Raw genomic sequence first — 13999 nt, 5'->3', positions numbered from 1 at the left:
AAGCTCTGACATTCTTTGGTGCTGACTGTAGTAGGCAGAGCTGCCGACCATAGTCGGCAATGCTTCCCACCATGGTCGGCAGTGGTGCCGACTATGGTCAGCACCAGAAAATATGTTCGTACAGTGTTACCAATAGTATGGTCCGTAACCTTTTATGCCTTCCACTCCAAAACTGATAGATGAGCTTTCGCCTATTTTGAAATTTATCATTCCTCCCAGTTTGTCAGGCGAGAAGTTTGGTAGCGGATAATAGAGTGGGGAACGTTGAGGCATGAGCGACTTGTTTCCATATCCATAGAGTGTAATTCTGTCGTTGAGTTTGAATGCGGCAACTCCGGCTATTCCTACATTTTTATAGTTGATGAATCCCCAGTCCATGTTTGTAGCGTATAGTCCTGCAGCTACGCTGAATCTGTTGTTTACAGGCACAGCATACATGAATGCCGCATCCTGTCCGAATCCTACTCCTGATGGGGCGTATTTTGACGGACTGAACGTAACGTGCATGCCCAGAGAAGCGTTGAACCCTTTGTGGAGTTCCCAATTGGCATAACTGTAAGAAAACGGACTGATTCCGTACATGCTGAATGATGGATACATTCCGGCTTGCATTATTGGCGCTACGAGTGGGGTACTTAATGAATCGGTACGGCTTGAGAAATTTTCAGGTTTGGCGTTGTAAGCCGAATCATTTTTTATACTTATTGGCTCTGTCTCATTATTCTGGGCTGCACCATGCGCCGGTAACAAAATAATTAAGAATATCAAGTATATATAATTTGTCATATATTATGAGTTTCTATATTATTTATAAAATATGTGTTTGTGTCAGTTTCTTCTTTTAGTATTCAAAACTACTTCCTCCAAGGAATTCTCTTAACAATGATGTAGGAGGTAACTCTGTGTCACGTATAGATACAAAGTAGCTCAGGAAGTGCAGTAGTCTGTGGGCTTCCGAATATTCCGGACTACTGTTCGGTACTTTTCTCAGAATAGGTTCAATATGGTCTTTGATTACCGCGAGTTCAAACAGCAGTGCAGAGTTGAACATGGCATCTGCATTCTCCTGATATGGGAAAATCCATTTTTCCTCGCCTGCCCGCACGCTAGGCCAGCGGGATATTGTGGCTTCTGCGGAACTTCCTCTGTATTTATAGTCGCGTATTATTCGGCGTAAGAGTCTGTTGTCTGTTGTCGGTATATAATTATGTTTGTCCAGTAATATTGTGGTAAGTGCCGATACGTAAATCTTATATTTATTGTCGGCAGGAATATTAGGTGTCAGTTCAGGGTTTAAGGCATGTATTCCCTCAAGGATTAGAATCATATTGTCCTCCAATCTGAATTTCGTACCGCTGCTTTCCCTCATTCCGCTTGTGAAATTGAATTTGGGAAGTTCCACTTCGCCCCCCTGGAGCAGTGTGTCAAGCTGTTTCTTGAAGAAAGGAAGGTCGACAGCGTAAAGAGATTCAAAATCATGGTTACCGTTTTCGTCAAGCGGAGTGTTGTCTCTGTTCACGAAATAATCATCCAGTGATATAGGATATGGTTTCAGTCCGTTTGTCATCAGCTGTATGCTCAGTCGCTTGCTGAATGTGGTCTTTCCGGAAGACGAAGGTCCTGAAATCAGAATTATCTTTATTCTGTTATCTCCGGTCTGGCGGGCAGATATTTCATCTGCTATTTTCACGATTTTCCTTTCCTGAAGCGCTTCGGACACATTGATGAGGTCTATTGCATGACCTTCATTGCAGGCTATGTTGAAATCTCCCACTGTGCTTATTCCAAGAATTTCATTCCATCGGTGATGTTCCTGGAAAACTTCAAGCATCTTTTCCTGTTTGATAAGTTCTTCTATTTTATCAGGGTTGTTTCTATTTGGTATCTGCAGCAGCAACCCGTCATAATATTTCACTATATCGAACTTTTTGATGTATCCTGTGCTTGGTACAAGGCTGCTGTAATAGCAATCCAATGTTTCACCAAGCTTATAGTAGAATGAATACAGCTGTCCTGAAGTAGACAGAAGTTTTACCTTGTCCGTCATACCTCTTTCCTGGAATATCTTTATTACCTCTTCTGTACGTTGTTCGTATCGTGTTATAGGTAAATCATCATTAATGATTTCCTGCATTCTTTTCTTAATGCGTGACACATCGTCCAGCCCGATTGTCCTGTCAATATGCAGTTTGCAGAAATAGCCTTTTGATACCGGATGTTCAAGAGAAATTGTTCCGCACGGGTACAGGTCGTCGACAGCTTTTACCAGTATGAAGCACAGTGAACGTACGTATGTTCTCATTCCTGAGGCGCTGGTGATGTCGAGAAATTCTATATCCTTGTTGTAGTATACTCTGAAATTGAGATTTTCCACTTTATTGTTTACTTTGGCGCTTACCGGACCGTATGGCATATTCAATCCAAGTTGATTATAAATCTCTATAAGAGAAGTTCCTTCTGGAAATTCTCTTGTTTCTTTATTGTTTTTGCAATATATTTGTAACATAATTGTAATATGTATTACTGAATGGATTAACCGGCAGTCAATTTACTCAATTATATTCAGATTGTCTATATCTTACCTAAATAATAACAGATGGAATATTCTTTTTATGATTTTTTAAAATTGCTTGGCTCTCTCGCTTTGTTTCTTTACGGAATGAAGATTATGAGCGAAGGTTTACAGAAGTTTGCGGGCGACCGTCTGCGAAGTATTTTAACGGCGATGACAACCAATCGTGTTACAGGAGTCCTGACTGGTATGCTTATCACGGCATTGATACAGTCATCCTCTGCTACCACGGTCATGGTTGTCAGTTTTGTTAATGCGGGTCTTCTTGAACTGGCCCAGTCTATTGGTGTCATTATGGGTGCCAATATAGGTACTACAGTCACTGCATGGATTATATCTGCTTTGGGTTTCAAGGTCGATATATCAGCCTTTTCACTTCCTCTGCTAGCTTTCGGTATTCCTTTGCTGTTTTCTCAGAAAAGTTCACGTAAGTCGGTAGGGGAGTTTATTTTTGGTTTCGCTTTCCTCTTTATGGGACTTAACCTGCTGAAGACCAATGCACCTGATTTAAGTCATAATCCTGACATGCTTGCTTTCGTACAGAACTATACCGACATGGGATTCGTGTCAGTATTATTGTTTGTGCTTATAGGTACCGTACTTACAATGATAGTCCAGGCATCGGCAGCCACTATGGCAATAACATTGATTATGTGTGCCAACGGATGGATTAGTTTTGAACTTGGTGCAGCGCTTGTGTTGGGAGAGAATATTGGAACTACCATAACTGCCAATCTTGCCGCTCTGACAGCAAATACTCAGGCAAGAAGAGCTGCCATGGCTCACCTTATGTTTAATATTTTTGGTGTGGTGTGGGTACTTATCCTGTTCAAACCGTTCCTTTCTATGGTGGAATGGATTGTTTCCGATTTAATGAATGTCTCCGAAGCCGGTGGAGTGGCTGTTTCGTTCAAGCTTTCGGCATTCCATACTTGTTTCAATATCTGTAATGTTCTGATACTTATATGGTTTGTCAAGTTTATCGAGAAAACAGTATGCAGCATTATTCCTCAGAAAGAGCAGGAGGAAGAATACCGTCTGCAGTTTATTTCAGGAGGTATGCTTTCTACAGCCGAACTTTCAATTCTTCAGGCAAGAAAGGAAATCAATCTTTTTGCTGAACGCATACAGAGAATGTTCGGTATGGTACGCGACTTGCTTCATGTGAAGAATGAATCGGAATTCAACAAACTTTTCAGCCGAATAGAGAAGTATGAGAATATCAGTGACAATATGGAGCTGGAGATTGCTAAATATCTTAATCAGGTATCCGAAGGAAGATTGAGTTCTGAAAGTAAGGTTCAGATACGTGGAATGCTTCGTGAGGTAACGGAAATTGAAAGTATTGGCGACAGTTGCTATAATATAGCCCGTACCATTAACCGCAAGAACCGTGGAAACGACGATTTTACCAGTGCGCAATACGACCATATACATCAGATGATGCAGCTTACTGACCAGGCTTTAACACAGATGATAAAGCTGGTGGAAGATACGCATCATACTATTGACGTGAACTGCTCATTCAATCTGGAGAATGAAATAAATAATTATCGCAATACTCTGAAAGGTCAGAATGTTGTAGATGTGAATAATAAGGAATATGACTATCAGATGGGAGTTCACTACATGGATATTATTGCCGAGTGCGAAAAACTTGGTGATTATGTAGTGAATGTAGTTGAAGCCCACACAGATATCAAGGAAAAGAAAGCCTGATAAAATTGAGTATAAAAAAATCCGGTAGAAAAATCATCTGCCGGATTTTTTATGTCAGTTACAGAAATAAATTATTTCTCAATGCTGATAAGTTCAACTTCGAAAATCAAAGTAGAGAAAGGTTTGATTTTTCCAGCTTCACGAGAACCGTATCCAAGTTCCTGTGGGATGTAAAGTTCCCATTTAGAACCTACAGGCATCATAGTAAGAGCTTCTGTCCAACCCTTGATAACCTGGTCTGCACGGAATGTAGTAGGTTCTTTACGTTCGTATGAGCTGTCGAATTCAGTTCCGTCGATCATTGTACCTTTGTAGTGAACCTTTACGCGTGAAGTCTTAGTAGGGATTTCACCTTTACCTTCTTTGATGATTCTGTACTGAAGTCCGCTTTCAGTAACCTTGATACCGTCTTTGCTCTTGTTGTTTGCAAGGAATTCTTCGTTTTCCTTCTTGTATTCGCCATATTTAGCTTCAAGAGCTTTAGTCTTTATTTCTTCAGATTTAGTACGTACGTATACTGAAGCTGAATCTGCAGTTACTAGGCTGTTTTCTTCTACTGCTGCAATGAAACCTGCAAGGAAGTTTTCTTTGCTCATTGTTGTTGTAGAATCGCCAGCAAACAACTGGTTGTTGATAGCTTCGTACATATCGCCGCTAACCTGCTGGCCGATCTGCATACCTGCCATATAAGCTTTTTCTTTTGCAGAAGTATTTTTCATACCTTCTTTGATACCTCTCACGAAGTCTGCCATATAAGTAGTGTCAACACCAAGACGACCTACGACATAATCTTTTAAACCTTGAGAATTACTTACTCCTACCATATATGAAAGAGTGTCAACGTCACTTTTCATGTTTGCTTTAGGAGTACCGCTTTGACCGCATGAAGCAAGTCCTGCTGCAGCAGCCAATACCATTAAAGCTGTACCTTTTTTCATTTTTTTTCTTTCTGATAATTTTAAGATATTAATATTTTAGTTATTTGTTTCAGAACATTAAAGAACCTCTATAAGTTCCACTTCGAAAATAAGTGTGCTGTGAGGAGGAATCATTTCGCCTGCTCCGTGTGCGCCGTAACCTAGTTCAGAAGGAATATAAAGTCTCCATTTTGAACCTTCAGACATGAGTTGCAAAGCTTCTACCCATCCCTGGATAACCTGGTTTACACCGAATACTGCAGGTTCGCCGCGCTTGATAGAACTGTCGAACATTGTACCGTCAATAAGAGTTCCTTCGTAGTGGCAGCGTACGCGGTCAGTAGCTTTAGGTTTCTTTCCGTTGCCTTCAGTGATAACTTCATACTGAAGTCCGCTAGGAAGAGTGACGATGTTTTCTTTTTTCTTGTTTTCTTCAAGGAAGGCTTTTCCTTTTTCTATATTTTCAGAATTTACCTTTTCTTCAAGTTCAGTGAAAAACTTGTTTACTATTTCGCGTGCTTCATCGTGAGTGATGGCTGTTTTGTTTCCTTCAAGCACATCTTTGATAGCCTGTGCGAAATCTTCTACCTGAATGTTGCGGGCACCCATGCTCCACAAGTTTTGGCCAATTCCTAGACCAATGGCATAACTGAATTTATCCATGAATTTTATTATATATTATTATATTGATTATTCGGATGGCAAAGGTATCTTTTTTCTTTGAAACAGAGGTGTTTTGAGTGATAATTTTTCTTATTTTTGTATCGGAAACGTATAAATAGTACATATAAGTATGAAAAAAATAGTAGTATTGACAGGTGCAGGAATGAGTGCGGAAAGCGGTATAAGTACTTTCCGCGATTCCGGAGGTTTGTGGGAAAAATATCCTGTGGAGCAGGTAGCCACCCCTGAAGGATATGCTGCCAATCCTAAGCTTGTCATTGATTTTTATAATGAGAGGCGTAAGCAACTGTTAAATGTCGGACCTAACATGGGACATCGTATTCTGGCGGAATTGGAAAAATATTTCGATATTACTGTTGTTACGCAGAATGTCGATAATCTGCACGAACGCGCTGGAAGTACAAAAGTCATTCACTTGCATGGTGAGCTAACCAAGGTTACATCAAGCCGTGAGCCTAATAACCCTAAATATATAAAGGAATTATCTCCTGAATGTTATGATGTGAAAATTGGCGACCTGGCCGGCGATGGTTCGCAGCTCCGACCTTTTATCGTATGGTTTGGTGAGGCTGTACCTATGATAGAAACAGCTATCGATTATGTGGAGAAGGCTGATATATTTGTCATTATCGGAACTTCGATGAATGTATATCCGGCTGCAGGACTGCTGAATTATGTAGGTGGTAATGTGCCTGTTTATCTCATAGATCCGAACCCTGTCAACATATCTTCTAACCGTAAAATCAATGTAATATCAAAAGGAGCATCAGAGGGTATGGAAAATTTGAGAAAAATATTGCTCGATAGATTATGATGTGAACAATTTTATATTTACATTTGTTCTGTAATTAATATTGAAACAATAGACTAACATTTATTTTAAAATTAGAAAGCATTATGAAAAAGTACATTTGCACAGTATGTGATTGGGTTTATGATCCAGAAACAGGTGATCCAGATAACGGAATAGCTCCAGGAACAGCATTCGAAGATATCCCTGAAGATTGGGTTTGCCCGGTTTGCGGAGTTGGTAAGGAAGATTTCCAGGTTGTAGAAGATTGATAATTATAATCCGCCAAAGACATAGGTCTCCATTTCACCTTTTTAGGTCGTTATGGAGATTTTTTTGTTTTGAATCCAATCTTTTCTTACCTTTACAGCGGTAAAATTAAAAAAAACGGTTTTTTGAGAAATCTTTTACACATATCTGTTCTGGTTCTTTGGGGAATTATTTTCTCCATTGCGGCATGTTTTACATCTGCCAACGATACAGAAGTAAGTATTGTTGTAGATGAAGCAGGTGATAATACCAGAGAGTATAAGGATATGTATACGTTTCTGTTGTCCGACTATGATGATAGTCGGTCGGAAATGTTGGCTGCGGATGTCAGCCAGTTGGGAAGTCTGGCATTGAATGTCCGTGTGATGGTGAAACTGACTGCCAGGCAGATATACAACATTTCTGTACTGTGGGCAAGATATGCAGTTCGCATGATAGCTGAATATATTCAGCATCAGAGTTTTATAAATGAGTTCTTAAATTCAAACAAGTTCCGAGTGGGCATGACCGGTAGCCACGTCAGGTATCTGTATCAGTTGTGCCGTATTGTTATTTAGTCCGCTAATTTGTCTTTTTATTAAGTTTTTGGGAATGTTTCTCGCAATCCCATAGCCAGGCTTTTGCCTTATCGCTTTTTATTATCATTAGTATTTATTTAAAAGAAAAACAGACAAATTACAATTATGGACTCAAATTCATTGTTTACAAATCTCCACGAACATGTTTCCCGCCGTACTGATGTACGTTCTATCATACTTTCCGTCATATTGATATTGATAGGGGGAATAGCTTTTTATTTTTCAATAATTGAAGAAAACGAATCATCTTCATTAAGTATGCTCGTAATGACGATTGGAGCAGCGTGTCTTTTGCTTGGAGTATTCCGCTTGTTTTGGAAAAGCCACAGTTGGTTCTATACACCTACCGACAGCCGTATATCTGTGAAAAGTGAGTTTTATGAAGCTGCAGATTTCCGCAGTTTGAAGTCGGTTTTGGAAAGTTCTGATTTTTCCGGAGAGAAGACTGTTAAAAGTGGTAATACCGGAGGTATAAGGATGGATTATATGTATTCTCACGACAGGAAGTTTGCCGCGGTACAGTTGTACCAGTTCTCGTCTTATATCTATCAGCCTGTTACTGAGGTTTATTATTATAAGGATATGGCTGCAGATGAGTTTATCTGTTGTGCGGAAAAGAAAATGTTCTGATACGGTTAATTTGTAATACTCTTAATCATGTATAACTTCCCTGTAGGTACTTTTGATTGTACAAACAGGGAAGTGCTTTTTAAAAATGGTTTATTTTACCTTTTCCATAGCCTGTTCCAGGTCGGCTATAATATCATTTACATTTTCTATACCGACAGAAAGACGTATCAGGTCAGGAGCCACACCAGCTTCAATCAGCTGTTCATCGCTTAACTGACGGTGTGTATGACTTGCAGGATGAAGCACACATGTACGTGCATCTGCCACGTGTGTAACGATACAGATCATCTTCAGGTTGTCCATGAATTCTATAGCTTCCTCACGACTGCCGTTCAGCCCGAAAGCAATCACTCCACATGAACCGTTAGGCATATATTTCTGACTTAATTCATAATATTTGCTACTCTTCAGGCCGCAATAGTTAACCCATTTTACCTTCGGGTTAACTTCAAGCCATTCAGCTATTTTCTGAGCGTTCTCGCAGTGGCGAGGCATACGCAGATGCAGAGTCTCCAATCCTAAATTAAGCAGGAATGCATTTTCTGGTGATTGTATTGAACCCAGGTCACGCATCAGCTGAACTGTAGCCTTTGTGATATATGCCATTTTACCGAATGCTTTTGTATAAACAAGTCCGTGGTAAGATTCGTCTGGTTTTGTAAGTCCAGGGAATTTGTCGGCGTTTGCTTCCCAGTCGAAGTTTCCGCTGTCCACTACGGCTCCTCCCACACATGTAGCGTGTCCGTCCATGTATTTGGTGGTGGAGTGAGTAACTATGTCTGCTCCCCATTCGAATGGGCGGCAGTTGATAGGAGTGGCAAAAGTATTGTCTACTATCAAAGGTACCCCATGGCTATGGGCAATGCGTGCAAATTTTTCAATATCCAGCACATTGATACTTGGATTCGATATAGTCTCGCCGAACAGACACTTCGTGTTAGGACGGAAAGCTTTTGATATTTCTTCTTCGCTTGCATCGGCATCAACGAAGGTACATTCTATACCGAGTTTCTTCATTGTTACGGCAAAAAGATTGAATGTTCCGCCATAGATAGTAGACGAACATACAAAATGGTCGCCAGCCTCGCAGATATTGAATACGGCATAGAAGTTGGCTGCCTGTCCTGAAGAAGTAAGCATGGCGCCTACACCTCCTTCTAGGGCTGCAATCTTCGAAGCCACTGCGTCGTTTGTTGGATTCTGAAGTCTTGTATAGAAATATCCTGATTCTTCGAGGTCGAAAAGACGGGCCATTTGCTCGCTTGTTTCATACTTGAAAGTTGTCGACTGATATATAGGCAATACTCTAGGTTCACCCTTTTTAGGCTGCCATCCGGCCTGTACGCACAGAGTTTCTCTACTGAATTTATTTTCCATGTTGTTTTATTTTATTGCATATTTATTTTATTGACGGCAAAATTACTAATATTTCCGTCAATTAGTAGACGAATGACAAAAAAAAGAATTATATTTGAGCAATAAACCAAATAAGAATATTTGTATGGAAGATGAAGTCTTTTTTAAGCATGTAATACCGGCTCAAATTCGGTTTAGTGATGTTGATCAGTTTGGACACATGAACAACTCGGTGTATTTTTCTTTGTACGATCTTGCAAAGACTACATATTTTAAGGATGTCTTTGGTGATTTGCATGATTGGAACAAGTTTGGAGTAGTAGTGGCCAATATAAATGCTGATTTTATGGCACCTGTATTCTTCTCTGATGAACTTATTATTGAAACTACGGTGGTTCATCTTGGAAATAAAAGTCTGACATTACTACAGCGTGCTGTGAACAAGGCTAGTGGTGTAATGAAATGTCAGTGTCGTACAGTGCTTGTAGGTTATGACGTTGCAACTAAAGAGCCAATACCTATTCCTATGGTATATAAGAAAGCTATTTGTAATTATGAGGGTAAAACTCTAGAAGAGTTATCTCAAAAATAAAAATAAAGAAACGTTATAATCAGGCGATTATAACGTTTCTTTGTTAAGTTCACTTCTTAACTTTTACTTCATACAGATCATTTCGTCTGTCTTTCAGGTTTCTTACGCTACCGTAGGTATGTAGCTCATTCAATAGATCAAGATCTACATCAGATACGAGAATCATTTCTGTGTTTGGAGTGGCTTCTGCACGTTTTCCGTCGGTAGGGAATGTGAAGTCACAAGGAGTGAAAACTCCAGATTGTGCATACTGTATGTCCATGTTATGCACACGCGGCAGGTTTCCAACGCTTCCCGCTATTACGACGAAACATTCGTTTTCTATTGCTCTGGCATGAGCACATACTTTAACTCGGCTATATGCGTTCTGTGTGTCGGTCATGAAAGGAACGAATAGAATCTGCATACCCTGATCTGCCATAATACGCGATAGTTCAGGGAATTCTACATCGTAACATATCAGTACACCGATTTTCGCACAGTCGGTTTCAAATGTCTTGATGGAACGTCCTCCGGTAAGTCCCCAGCTCTTTGTCTCATCCGGAGTGACGTGGATTTTTTCGTACATTTCTGTCGTACCGTCACGTCGGCACAGAAACCCTACATTATACAGTCGTCCGTCCTCTTTTATCTGAGGCATACTTCCTGTGATGATATTGATATTATAGCTGATAGCCAGTTTTATAAAGCGTTCGCGTATTTCGTCGGTATAAGCGGCAAGACCACGTATTGCTTCCGATTCGGCCTCATTGTTGAAATGTGCCATTAATGGAGCGTTGAAGTATTCAGGGAAAAGAATGAAGTCACTCTTGTAGTCGGATACAGCGTCAACAAAGAATTCTACCTGTTCGAACAAATCGTCAAGTGTGTTGTATGAACGCATCTGCCATTGCACCAGTCCCACACGCACTGAAGTCTTTGGACTGATATATTCCTGTGTAGGCGGCTGATAATAGATATTGTCCCATTGCAGCAGACATGCATAGTGTCTTGATTCCTCATCATTTGGAAGATAGTTACGCATAACTTTGCGTACGTGGAAATCGTTTGATAACTGGAATGTCAGTACAGGGTCATAGATTTCTTTTTGTCTTACCTTGTCTATGTATTCCTTAGGACGCATCTTGTCGGCATATTTGTGATAGTTAGGTATTCTGCCGCCAAACATGATGGCTTTCAGGTTCAGTTCCTCGCACAATTCCTTGCGATATTCGTACATACGTCGTGCCAGACGCAACCCTCTGTATTGTGGATGTATGAAAACTTCGATACCATAAAGGATGTTTCCTTTAGGATTGTGGGTGTTGAACGTTTCTTTTCCAGTTACTTGAGCATAAGTGTGGTCATTCTTCACGTCGTCATAGTTTACTATGATAGACAGTGCACATCCCACAATCTTTTCGTCCACTACAGTTACAATTTGTCCTTCCGGAAAAATTTTTATAAGTTTTTCAATCTGTTTGTGTGTCCAGAAAACGTCACTACCGTCTGTATAAACGCGTGTGAAAGATTGTGCCAACTGGTCATAATCTTCGATTTGCAGATTTCTGATCTGCACTTTATTGATTTTTAGTGAGTCCATTATTTTATGTTATGATATGTATCTTTTTACCTGTATAATGAAAAATATCTCCAATTCCGTATTTGGTATTGGAGATATTATGAATGTTTTTATTTATATGACTTTTTGTAGATTTCCAAGACTTCTTCGTCCGTAAGAGGTCTTACATCGAAGCGGTAAAATCCTCCGGCCATGTCTCTGGCATTGCTGACCATTTCCGGCAGGTCTTCTTCTTTCATACCCCAGTCGCTAAGCTTGAGATTATCCATTCCGCATTCTTTTTTCATCAGTGCAAGGGCTTCCAGGAAATCGCTAGGTCTGTTGCTCTTCTTCTGTGTCATAACTTCTGACATCTTCATGTATCGTTTCATACAGTCATTTTTGAATGTTTCGAAGTAAGCTTCGCTCAGTGCGATAAGTCCCGCTCCGTGAGGCAGTTCAGGATATTTTGCGCTCATGGCATGTTCCAATGAATGTTGTGATACGCAACATGATGTAGCTTCTACAAGTCCTGCAAGTGTACTTCCCCAAGCAACTTTAGCTCTTGCTTTCAGGTTACGGCCGTCTTTAACAGCTACAGGCAAGTATTTATAAAGAAGTCTAACTGCTTCGAGTGCAAATAAATCGCTTATTGGTGTAGCGCAGTTGGCAATGAATCCTTCTGAAGCATGGAAGAATGCGTCAAATCCCTGATATGCAGTCAGCTGTGGGGGAACTGTAAGCATCATTTCCGGATCAACAATTGATAATTTAGGGAAAGTATACTGGCATCCGAAACCAATTTTTTCTGTTTTTTCAGTATTTGTGATAACTGTCCATGGATCTACTTCTGTGCCTGTACCGGCAGTTGTAGGTATAGCTATGATTGGTAAAGCACCTTTAACCGGACGCCCTTTACCTGAGCCTCCATGAATGTAGTCCCAATAATCTCCGTCGTTGCATGCCATTACTGCTATGGCTTTAGCTGAATCGATGGAACTGCCGCCTCCAAGTCCGATGAGCATGTCACATTTCATTTCGCGGCATATAGCTGCACCTTCCATTACGTGATCTTTTATTGGATTTGGAAGTATCTTGTCATATACTATTGAATCCACATCGTTTTCTTTAAGCAGTTCTATGACCTTGTCTAAATAACCGTATTTGCGCATTGATGAACCTGCTGAGATTACAATCATGGCTTTCTTTCCTGGAAGTTGCTCAGTTGCAAGATTCTTTATTTCGCCACATCCGAACATCAGTTTGGTAGGAATGTTCAGATTGAAAACAGGATTAGTATTCATAATGTCTATAGTTTTAAAGTTCGTATTTTCAAAATTAAGTATTTCTATTGATAATTGTATATACATAGAGTTAAAAAATACTATTCAAAATATTTTAAGAAAATTAAATTAGAAAACAGTAATGATTTTCAGATCGTCTTTATATATTTGTCGTAACACGTTCGTGTTACACTCGTTTCTCGTTCGTGTTTCACTCGTTATACGTATGTGTTACGCTCGTTACACGAACGTGTAACTGTAAGTTTGTATTACCATATTATAGATAGCGATTCTTTTTTTATATACGATATTTCATTTCATTAATCTTCACTACATCTGTTTCCCCTATAAATATAGAATAATGTGTATATTATTAATGTTTTTATCAATTGTGAAACATATATGAAAAAATATTATGTTTATTTTATGCTGAAAAACAGCAAGTTAGCTATGATGTAGTGATTTTTTTGAAAAAAAAGTTGTGTCAGGTATTGCGGGAATGAAAAAAGTGCGTACCTTTGCACCCGCAATCGAAAATGATACGGTTGCTAAACAAGAAGTTCTTTGAAAGATTTTAAATAAACAAACAGAATGTAGTACAAGCGTCACATATATATATGGTGTGATGAAAAATAAGAATAAACCGTCAATTATATAATAAAGATACGGTATCCTGAACAGAGACAAGAACGCATCCTTAAGGGATGTACAAGATATTTTACAATGAAGAGTTTGATCCTGGCTCAGGATGAACGCTAGCTACAGGCTTAACACATGCAAGTCGAGGGGCAGCGGGATTGAAGCTTGCTTCAATTGCCGGCGACCGGCGCACGGGTGAGTAACGCGTATCCAACCTTCCGTTTACTCGGGGATAGCCTTTCGAAAGAAAGATTAATACCCGATGGTATGGTAAGATTGCATGGTAATACCATTAAAGATTTATCGGTAAACGATGGGGATGCGTTCCATTAGGTAGTAGGCGGGGTAACGGCCCACCTAGCCAACGATGGATAGGGGTTCTGAGAGGAAGGTCCCCCACATTGGAACTGAGACACGGTCCAAACTCCT

Annotated in this window: 13 protein-coding genes and 1 rRNA gene; 7 read left to right on the top strand and 7 right to left on the bottom strand. The window is 39.9% G+C overall.

Annotation, left to right across the window (positions count from 1 at the left end; translation table 11 throughout):
• Positions 1 to 126: 126 nt before the first annotated feature.
• Entirely contained in the window at positions 127 to 786 is a 660-nt protein-coding gene (locus I6E24_RS03415) for a hypothetical protein (RefSeq protein WP_235326232.1), read from the bottom strand.
• A gap of 55 nt (positions 787 to 841) precedes the next feature.
• Entirely contained in the window at positions 842 to 2515 is a 1674-nt protein-coding gene (locus I6E24_RS03410) for a nucleoside kinase (RefSeq protein ID WP_235326296.1), read from the bottom strand.
• A gap of 81 nt (positions 2516 to 2596) precedes the next feature.
• On the opposite strand from I6E24_RS03410, the gene I6E24_RS03405 reads away from it, so the two are divergent.
• A complete protein-coding gene (locus I6E24_RS03405) occupies positions 2597 to 4291 on the top strand; it encodes a Na/Pi cotransporter family protein (protein ID WP_235326230.1) in 1695 nt (564 codons plus the stop codon).
• Between the two features lie 71 nt (positions 4292 to 4362).
• On the opposite strand, the gene I6E24_RS03400 is transcribed toward I6E24_RS03405, so the two are convergent.
• Together I6E24_RS03400 and I6E24_RS03395 are read right to left on the bottom strand one after the other, a co-directional pair.
• Positions 4363 to 5229, bottom strand: coding sequence for an FKBP-type peptidyl-prolyl cis-trans isomerase (locus I6E24_RS03400; protein ID WP_204402053.1), 867 nt, complete (start codon positions 5227 to 5229; stop codon positions 4363 to 4365).
• Positions 5230 to 5286: 57 nt separating this feature from the next.
• On the bottom strand, positions 5287 to 5871 hold the full coding sequence (locus I6E24_RS03395) for an FKBP-type peptidyl-prolyl cis-trans isomerase (protein ID WP_235326228.1): 585 nt from the start codon (positions 5869 to 5871) through the stop codon (positions 5287 to 5289).
• 130 nt (positions 5872 to 6001) lie between these two features.
• Here I6E24_RS03395 and I6E24_RS03390 point away from each other — a divergent pair, with 130 nt between their 5' ends.
• From I6E24_RS03390 to I6E24_RS03375, 4 genes are all read left to right on the top strand, one after another.
• Positions 6002 to 6706 (top strand): SIR2 family NAD-dependent protein deacylase, encoded by a 705-nt coding sequence (locus I6E24_RS03390; protein ID WP_235326226.1) that lies wholly within the window; start codon positions 6002 to 6004, stop codon positions 6704 to 6706.
• Between the two features lie 83 nt (positions 6707 to 6789).
• Positions 6790 to 6954 carry a rubredoxin gene (rd, locus tag I6E24_RS03385; protein ID WP_154043317.1) on the top strand — a complete coding sequence of 55 codons (165 nt, stop codon included), beginning with the start codon at positions 6790 to 6792 and terminating at the stop codon, positions 6952 to 6954.
• A gap of 123 nt (positions 6955 to 7077) precedes the next feature.
• A complete protein-coding gene (locus tag I6E24_RS03380; protein WP_235326224.1) occupies positions 7078 to 7509 on the top strand; it encodes a hypothetical protein in 432 nt (143 codons plus the stop codon).
• Between the two features lie 126 nt (positions 7510 to 7635).
• Positions 7636 to 8160: a hypothetical protein gene (locus I6E24_RS03375; RefSeq protein ID WP_235326222.1), complete on the top strand. Its 525-nt coding sequence runs from the start codon at positions 7636 to 7638 to the stop codon at positions 8158 to 8160.
• Between the two features lie 90 nt (positions 8161 to 8250).
• Here the strand turns inward: I6E24_RS03375 and I6E24_RS03370 are convergent, their stop codons facing one another.
• Entirely contained in the window at positions 8251 to 9537 is a 1287-nt protein-coding gene (locus tag I6E24_RS03370; RefSeq protein WP_235326220.1) for an O-acetylhomoserine aminocarboxypropyltransferase/cysteine synthase family protein, read from the bottom strand.
• 124 nt (positions 9538 to 9661) lie between these two features.
• On the opposite strand from I6E24_RS03370, the gene I6E24_RS03365 reads away from it, so the two are divergent.
• Positions 9662 to 10108 carry an acyl-CoA thioesterase gene (locus tag I6E24_RS03365; protein WP_235326218.1) on the top strand — a complete coding sequence of 149 codons (447 nt, stop codon included), beginning with the start codon at positions 9662 to 9664 and terminating at the stop codon, positions 10106 to 10108.
• A 49-nt stretch (positions 10109 to 10157) separates the two neighbouring features.
• On the opposite strand, the gene I6E24_RS03360 is transcribed toward I6E24_RS03365, so the two are convergent.
• Complete coding sequence (locus tag I6E24_RS03360) at positions 10158 to 11690, bottom strand: carbon-nitrogen hydrolase family protein (RefSeq protein WP_235326216.1); 1533 nt, start codon at positions 11688 to 11690, stop codon at positions 10158 to 10160.
• A gap of 89 nt (positions 11691 to 11779) precedes the next feature.
• On the bottom strand, positions 11780 to 12952 hold the full coding sequence (locus I6E24_RS03355; RefSeq protein WP_235326214.1) for an iron-containing alcohol dehydrogenase: 1173 nt from the start codon (positions 12950 to 12952) through the stop codon (positions 11780 to 11782).
• Positions 12953 to 13651: 699 nt separating this feature from the next.
• On the opposite strand from I6E24_RS03355, the gene I6E24_RS03350 reads away from it, so the two are divergent.
• Positions 13652 to 13999: ribosomal RNA gene (locus I6E24_RS03350) — 16S ribosomal RNA — on the top strand; the annotation flags it as partial.

Source organism: Bacteroides caecigallinarum (assembly GCF_021530995.1).
Lineage (GTDB): Bacteria > Bacteroidota > Bacteroidia > Bacteroidales > Bacteroidaceae > Phocaeicola > Phocaeicola faecigallinarum.
Note: the sequence above shows the minus strand (reverse complement) of the source record. Positions and strands in the feature narration are given on the sequence as shown.

What these genes read in the sequence shown, in the direction of transcription:
- I6E24_RS03355 (WP_235326214.1), bottom strand. Translation starts at nt 12,952, where the DNA reads ATGAATACTAATCCTGTTTTCAATCTGAACATTCCTACCAAACTGATG.
- I6E24_RS03360 (WP_235326216.1), bottom strand. Translation starts at nt 11,690, where the DNA reads ATGGACTCACTAAAAATCAATAAAGTGCAGATCAGAAATCTGCAAATC.
- I6E24_RS03390 (WP_235326226.1), top strand. Translation starts at nt 6,002, where the DNA reads ATGAAAAAAATAGTAGTATTGACAGGTGCAGGAATGAGTGCGGAAAGC.
- I6E24_RS03375 (WP_235326222.1), top strand. Translation starts at nt 7,636, where the DNA reads ATGGACTCAAATTCATTGTTTACAAATCTCCACGAACATGTTTCCCGC.
- rd (WP_154043317.1), top strand. Translation starts at nt 6,790, where the DNA reads ATGAAAAAGTACATTTGCACAGTATGTGATTGGGTTTATGATCCAGAA.
- I6E24_RS03365 (WP_235326218.1), top strand. Translation starts at nt 9,662, where the DNA reads ATGGAAGATGAAGTCTTTTTTAAGCATGTAATACCGGCTCAAATTCGG.
- I6E24_RS03395 (WP_235326228.1), bottom strand. Translation starts at nt 5,871, where the DNA reads ATGGATAAATTCAGTTATGCCATTGGTCTAGGAATTGGCCAAAACTTG.
- I6E24_RS03415 (WP_235326232.1), bottom strand. Translation starts at nt 786, where the DNA reads ATGACAAATTATATATACTTGATATTCTTAATTATTTTGTTACCGGCG.
- I6E24_RS03370 (WP_235326220.1), bottom strand. Translation starts at nt 9,537, where the DNA reads ATGGAAAATAAATTCAGTAGAGAAACTCTGTGCGTACAGGCCGGATGG.
- I6E24_RS03405 (WP_235326230.1), top strand. Translation starts at nt 2,597, where the DNA reads ATGGAATATTCTTTTTATGATTTTTTAAAATTGCTTGGCTCTCTCGCT.
- I6E24_RS03400 (WP_204402053.1), bottom strand. Translation starts at nt 5,229, where the DNA reads ATGAAAAAAGGTACAGCTTTAATGGTATTGGCTGCTGCAGCAGGACTT.